Origin of the sequence: Parvimonas sp. C2 (assembly GCF_035282405.1) — a bacterium.
Classification (GTDB): Bacteria; Bacillota; Clostridia; order Tissierellales; family Peptoniphilaceae; genus Parvimonas.
In genome coordinates, this window is record NZ_JAYKBP010000005.1 from 49929 (window position 1) to 57131 (window position 7203).

A 7203-nucleotide genomic window follows, 5' to 3' on the forward strand; every position below is an offset into this window, starting at 1 on the left:
TACGAAAGTGGTTTCTTTTTGCATTTTGCAAAGCAAAATGTAATTGAAATTACAAAAATGTATAAAATATTAAAAAAATGTAACTTTTTCCAAAAATAAATAATTTTTTAATTAAAATAATTAAAAAATTCATAAAAATATTTTTAAGATTGAAAATAAGCCATTTTATCTTATTATTTTTTTTTGCTTAAAATAAAAAACTGAATGAATTATTCAAGTGATAAAGTTATATATCGATTGATTAATATGTTTATTTTTTAATTTATCAAAAAAAACCTTTTATTTTGTACTTTGTTATGCTATAATCCTAATTGTAAAGATAAGATATGTTTCTTGGGGATCGAGTTCATCTCATCTATAATGCGGGTGTTAAAATTATCTCTTATGGCACACCGATTAGAAAACGATTTATCTTGAAAAATAAATATTTTTTCTCGAGGAGGATTTAAAATGAAAAAAGCGTCAAAATTAACAGCTTTAGCTTTAGCTGGGTTGATGATCCTTTCAGGCTGTGGAGCTAAGAATAATAAGGATGAAAAAGATAAACAAACAGGAGTTCAAGACAATATGCTTATCGAAAATGAAGGAACTCCAGTTCAAAATGCAACTCTTAAGATTGCTCATGTAAGTGATTCTCCATTTACAGGAATTTTCCATCAAGCATTTGCAGATGGTAACCCAGATATGGAAATTTTGGGATATTCTACAAATGGTACGTTCAAAGCTGATGAAAATTACAGATTAGTAAATGGTGGTGGAGCTGATATTGAATTCAAGCCAGAAGAAAAGAAAGTAATTATAACTATTCATGAAAAATATACATGGAATGATGGAACTCCAGTAACTTCAGCAGACTTCTTAGAATATTATAAAATTGTAGCACATAAGGACTATACAGGAGTTCGTTTTGATGCAGATATGAGAAATGTAGTTGGTATAGAAGAATACAATAAAGGTGAAAGTAAAGAAATTTCTGGTTTTAAAAAATTAAGTGATAAAAAGTTTGAAATTCATTTCAAGAAATTTAATCCTAGTATCCTTTGGGGTGGTGGAATTCCTTTCGAACCTGTTCCAAGTCATAAATTAAAAGATATTCCTGTTAAGGAACAAGAAGCTCATGATATTACTAGAAAGAATCCATTGTCTCCTGGACCTTACTATATTAAAGAAATAATTCCAGGACAACAAGTTGTTTTTGAGGCTAATCCATACTACTATAAGGGTCAACCAAAAGTTAAAACTGTTATTTGGAAGATAGTTCCATCAGCACAAATTGTTGCTGCTTTACAATCAGGAGAATATGATTTAACAGTTGGATTGAATGCTGACCTTTATAACAAGGTTAAAGAATTAAAGAATGTTAAAATAGGTATTAAAGATGAGCTATCATATACTTATATAGGTTTTAGACTTGGTAAATGGGATCGTGAAAAGAAAGAAGTTGTGACAGATCCTAATGCAAAGATGGCAGATGTTAAATTGCGTCAAGCCATGGGTTATGCCATTGATAATAATACAGTTGGAGAAAAATTCTATCAAGGTTTAAGAAGAAATGCAACACAACTTATGATTCCTGCATTTAAAGAATATTATGATAATTCATTAAAAGGATATACTTATGATATAGAAAAAGCTAAGAAACTTCTTGATGAAGCAGGTTATAAAGACGTTAATGGAGATGGAATTAGAGAAGATAAAAACGGTAAACCTTTCAAAATTAAATTTGCATCAATGTCAGGTGGAGCTATTGCTGAACCTATAGCTAACTACTATATTCAACAATGGAAACAAATTGGCTTAGATGTTGAACTTACTACTGGAAGACTTATAGAATTTAACTCATTCTATGATAAACTAAAAGCTGATGATCCTGATATAGATATTTACCAAGCAGGCTGGGGAACTGGATCAAATCCTAACCCTACAGGTTTTTATGGAAGAAATTCTGCTTTTAACTTCTGTAGATTTGCAACTCCGGAATTAGATAAGATTTTGGATAAGATTAATTCATATGAAGCTGTTGATAAAGACTACAGAGCAAAAGCATACAAAGAATTTGCAAACTATATGTTTGAAAATGCACCTGTTATTCCTACAATGTTTAGAAAAGGTATAGTAGCTGTAAATAACAGAGTTAAGAAATGGGATATAACTCCAGGTTCTGATTTTGGTCTATTTGATGTTGAATTAACAGCTGATGCACCTATTAAATAAGAAGTAAAATTTATAAATATAATTTAAGAAATCACAAAAGTGGTTTCTTAAAGCACAGACAAAACATAAATTTTGTCTGTGCTTTTTTATGTATTTTTGTTGGTTCAGTAACTAAGGTTGGGGAGTAAAAGATCCTCAGCCTTTTAATTTAAAAAAAAGCAAAAAAATTGCACTTATAAAAAAATATCCTAAAATAGTAGTAATCACAAAACCAGAAAGGATGTGTTTAATAAGTGCAATATAATAATATCATAAATTCATTAGATTTAAAAGTGTTAATTAATAAAAAATATGTTATTTTATTATTATAATTTACAAAGTTTTAAAGATTTATCAAAATTCATAAATTATTTAAAATAACCTTTTTTATAATCATTAGTTATGGTATAATAGTATAGAAAAGTAATAAAAAAAGAACTATGATGTAATAAAAAGATAAAGAACTCTATACGGTATGGAAAGATAGATTTATTACATCATAATTCCTTTAGGAAAATTTATGAAAAAAAGAATCAAATTATTCTGTTTTTATTTGTTAAAAAGTAAAATGTAATTAAAATTAGGTTTTCCAAAATAAGTAAACCTAATTTTAATCAATTTTATTGTGAAGCAACAAGGTTCCCAAGCACCCACCCGATACAAGGCATCGAGGAAGGGTGGGGTTCTTATTACTTATAATTTTATACCAAGCCTAAAAAAATCATCAAAAAGGGCTGTGGTTAAATAGGCTGTAAGCCTTAGTTATCATACTCTCCGTTATTTTCTTGGGGATTATTTAGGAGATTATGATTAATTAGATTTGCTTTAAAGTAAATCTAATTTTAAAAAATATTTATTTCTCATGGATAGGATATATATATTTTGCCATAGAAACCTTAAATTAAATTTAAAAAAATAAAAGTTTTAAAATTTTTTAATTTTTTTAAAAATATGTTACAATTAATGTAGGAAGTATTGAAAAATTAATTAAAAATCTAAATGGGGGTAGTTGTATGATAGGTATTATAAGTGCTCTTAATGAAGAGCTAATGGAAATTATAGATAAAATTGAAACAAAAAAAGTTACAAGAGGTTGTTTTACTTTTTATCTTGCAAATATTTCTAATAAGGAAGTTGTGCTTGGTATTTGTGGGGTTGGTAAGGTGAATTCTGCAATTTATACTCAATGTATGATTGACAACTTTTCTCCTGGGATTATTATAAATATAGGTGTTGCAGGCTCTACTGATGAAAGAGTAAAAATTGGCGACTTAGTTATAGGAAGGGAATATTTTTATCACGATTTTGATTGTACTGAAGCCGGTTATGTAATAGGACAAATTCCAGAGCTTAGAGATGTAAAATTTATCGCTGACAAAAAATTATTAGAGATTTCTTATGAAAAGGCTAAAAAAGTTCTTCCCGAAAACAGAATTTTTAAGGGAATTATTGCGACAGGAGATATTTTTGTAGCAAAAAAAGAAATTAAAGATAGGATAAAAGAAAATTTTAATTCTCTTTGTTGTGAAATGGAAAGTTGTTCCATTGTGCATACTTGTCATTTAAATAATGTTAGATATTTAGCTTTGCGTTCAATATCTGATAATGCAAATGAAGAGGCTGATTGTGACTTTGGAACTTTTGTTTTGGAGTCGGCAAAGGTTGTTAAGAGTATTATTTTAGATATTATAGAGGAAATATAAATGATTGAAATTAAGAATTTAAAGAAAAATTATGGCAAATTTGTTGCAATTGAAGATTTTAATTTAGAGATTAAAGAAGGAAAAACCTATGGAATTTTAGGTAGAATTAATTCTGGTGGAACAACTATTTTTAACATCTTATGTAATTATACTTTCAAAGATGATGGGACTGTTTTAATTGATGGAAAAGCTCCTGAAGATGCAAGAGATTTGATTTATATGTGTCCAAAAATGGATTTTTACAACGGATATACTCTAAGACAGGTTCTAAAATCTATATCAGATTTTAATCGTGAGTTTGACCTTTTGTATGCCTTTGAATTATGTAGGTCTTTTAAACTTGAGCTTGATAAAAAGTTTAAGGTTGAGGAAAATTTTCAAAATTGTACTATTTTTAAGACTCTAGTTACAATTTGTATGGAAAAGAAATATCTTCTTTTTAATAAACCGGAAATTGGACTTTCAAGTTTAGATATTAGAAAATTAAGTGATGTTTTAATGGGGAATTATAGAAGAAATGGTTATACCCCTATTATTCATAGTAAAAATGTAAATTACTTTTTTGACTATTTAGACTATATAATTATTATTAAAGATAAAAAAGTTGTGCTTTATGAAAGTAGGGAAAAACTTGAAAAACTGCTTTATTCTATCTCTGCTTCATCCGAAGTAATGGGTGATATTACAAAGGAAAAGAATGTTTTGGTAGTAAGAGATGTTAAAAAGTTCTCCAAATTGAAAGTAGCTTATATTTTAGCAAAAGACGAAGATGAAATTAGGGAAAATGGAGGCAGAAGTGTTTCCTTAAAGGAAATTTATGAGGCGATTACAATGTCTGAAGGAGGTCATTAAATTGAAAAAAGGATTGATATTTTCTTTAAAATTATTATCTCAGACTTTTTTAATCGGAATTTTATTTTCCGCTTTGTGTGAGTTTGTATTTTTATTCTTCATAAGACTTTTAGGCCTTAACATTGACTTAAGTACTGACGTTTTTATGACTATTTTAGGTGCAAGCTTTTTAACTTTCATTTTTTCAAGACAAAATATATTAAATCACCTTTTTATAAATGGATTTTCTAGAAAAGATATTTTAAAGATTAAAACATGGAGCAGTTTGATTTATGTTGGAATTTTCTTTTTAATATTCTTTATATACGAAATAATTTGGGGGGCATTAATTTCTAATTTCTTAAACTTTGACACTATCTTACGTTTGATTGTGGCTTATTTGTCCGTAAGCTTTTTTGTAGAATTTGCGACATTTTTAGACTTACTTTACAAAAATATATCAATTAAGAAAGGAAAGGGAGTAAATAAGACTTTATATAAATACGCCTACTCAATTCCTATTATAATTTTTACTTATGTATATAGGCTTATTTATCCAAATATTAGAGGATATTATACGAGTGTCTTTTTGCTTCTTTCAATTGCAGTGATTTTTACATTGCAATATGTTCTTGCACTAACTAATCACAAATGGATACTAAGTATGGATATAAGAGCTTAGGAGGTTTTATGGACGGATATATTTTGGCATTAGATCAAGGAACCACAAGTTCAAGAGCTATTTTGTTTGACCATAGTGGAAATATAAAAGGTGTATCTCAAAAGGAGTTCAGACAAATTTTTCCAAAAGCAGGATGGGTTGAACATGATGCGATGGATATTTGGGGAACCCAATCTGGAGTTTATAGAGAAGTTTTGGAAAGAAATTTTGTAAGGCCTACTGAAGTAAAGGCAATTGGAATTACAAATCAAAGAGAAACTACAATTATCTGGGAGAAGTCAACTGGCAAACCTATATATAATGCAATTGTTTGGCAATGTAGAAGGACTGCTGAAATTTGTGAACAAATAAGAAAAGATGGATATGAAAATTTAATTTTTGAAAAAACAGGACTAAAACTTGATGCTTATTTTTCCGCCACAAAAATAAAATGGATATTAGATAATGTTGAGGGAGCTAGAGAAAAGGCTGAAAATGAAGAATTGTTATTCGGGACAGTTGATACTTGGATAGTTTGGAATTTGACAAGAGGAAAAGTGCATATAACTGACTATTCAAATGCTTCAAGGACAATGTTATTTAATATAAATACTCTACAATGGGACGAAGACATTTTAAAAATTTTAGATATTCCAAAATCTATCTTACCCGAAGTTAGAGATTCAAGTGATATTTATGGATATACCGATGAATATACATTTGGGGGAGCTAAAATTCCTATTTCTTCTGTAATTGGAGATCAACAATCTGCTCTTTTTGGACAAAATTGTTTCGAAAAAGCTGAAGCTAAAATAACTTACGGAACGGGTGCTTTTCTTTTAATGAATATAGGAAAAGAAGTTTTAAAATCCAAAAACGGACTATTGACTACAATAGCTTGGGGATTAAACGGCGAAGTTACATACGCCTTAGAAGGAAGTATCTTCATTGCAGGAGCTGGAATACAATGGCTTAGAGATGAGTTAAGACTGCTTTACGAAGCGAGTTTGTCTGAGCAGTATGCAAATTTAGTAGATGACACTGACGGTGTTTATATCGTTCCTGCATTTACAGGACTTGGAGCACCTTATTGGGATATGAATGCCAAAGGAGCGATATTTGGACTTACTAGGGGAACTAAAAGAGAACATATAATTCGTGCAATGCTCGAATCCATAGCTTATCAATGTGTGGATGTCTTTAATTGTATTGAAGAAGATACAAATATCAAAATTCAAAATTTAAAAGTTGATGGTGGAGCTAGTGCTAATGGATTTCTGTTGCAATTTCAATCCGATATGTTAAATACAGAGGTTACAAGACCTGAAGTTTTAGAAACTACTGCAATGGGTTGTGCATTTCTTGCTGGACTTGCTGTTGGATTTTGGAAAAGTACAGATGAAATAAAGAAAATTTGGAAACTTGGTAAAAAAATTGAGCCTAAGATGTCGAAGGAAATTAGAGTTGAAAAACTAAAAGGCTGGAAAAAAGCAGTGTCAAGAACATTAAATTGGGATTAATAGAAAAATCGGAAAGAAAAAACTTTCCGATTTTTTATTTGTGAAACAACAAGGTTCTTATGAAAAATTATTTAATTATTATAATAAAGAACAAAAGATATTAAAAAATCTAAAAAAAGGTATTGACTGAAAGGGAAAAGGCTGATATAATGTTAAGGCACTTAAGAAGTGATATAATAATAAGATATCAAAAAAGAAGTTTGAAAGCATAAAAAGATAAAAAAAGTGTTGACAGACAAAAACAAAAGTGATATAATATTATGGTCGCAACAAAAGTGACATGAACCAAGAAAAG

At 28.9% G+C, this 7203-nt stretch carries 5 protein-coding genes; all 5 read left to right on the top strand.

The genetic code is table 11. From position 1 onward, the window contains the following. Positions 1-450 precede the first annotated feature (450 nt). Positions 451-2214, top strand: a complete 1764-nt coding sequence (locus tag VJI95_RS07235; RefSeq protein ID WP_324010886.1) for an oligopeptide ABC transporter substrate-binding protein — start codon at positions 451-453, stop codon at positions 2212-2214. 992 nt (positions 2215-3206) lie between these two features. Continuing rightward, entirely contained in the window at positions 3207-3896 is a 690-nt protein-coding gene (locus VJI95_RS07240) for a 5'-methylthioadenosine/adenosylhomocysteine nucleosidase (protein WP_324010888.1), read from the top strand. Then, complete coding sequence (locus tag VJI95_RS07245) at positions 3897-4748, top strand: ATP-binding cassette domain-containing protein (protein WP_324000211.1); 852 nt, start codon at positions 3897-3899, stop codon at positions 4746-4748. It abuts the gene before it with no gap. A gap of 1 nt (position 4749) precedes the next feature. Continuing rightward, positions 4750-5409 (top strand): hypothetical protein, encoded by a 660-nt coding sequence (locus VJI95_RS07250; RefSeq protein ID WP_324010889.1) that lies wholly within the window; start codon positions 4750-4752, stop codon positions 5407-5409. Positions 5410-5417: 8 nt separating this feature from the next. After that, positions 5418-6908, top strand: a complete 1491-nt coding sequence (gene glpK / locus VJI95_RS07255; RefSeq protein ID WP_324010891.1) for a glycerol kinase GlpK — start codon at positions 5418-5420, stop codon at positions 6906-6908. The last annotated feature ends 295 nt before the right edge of the window (positions 6909-7203 follow it).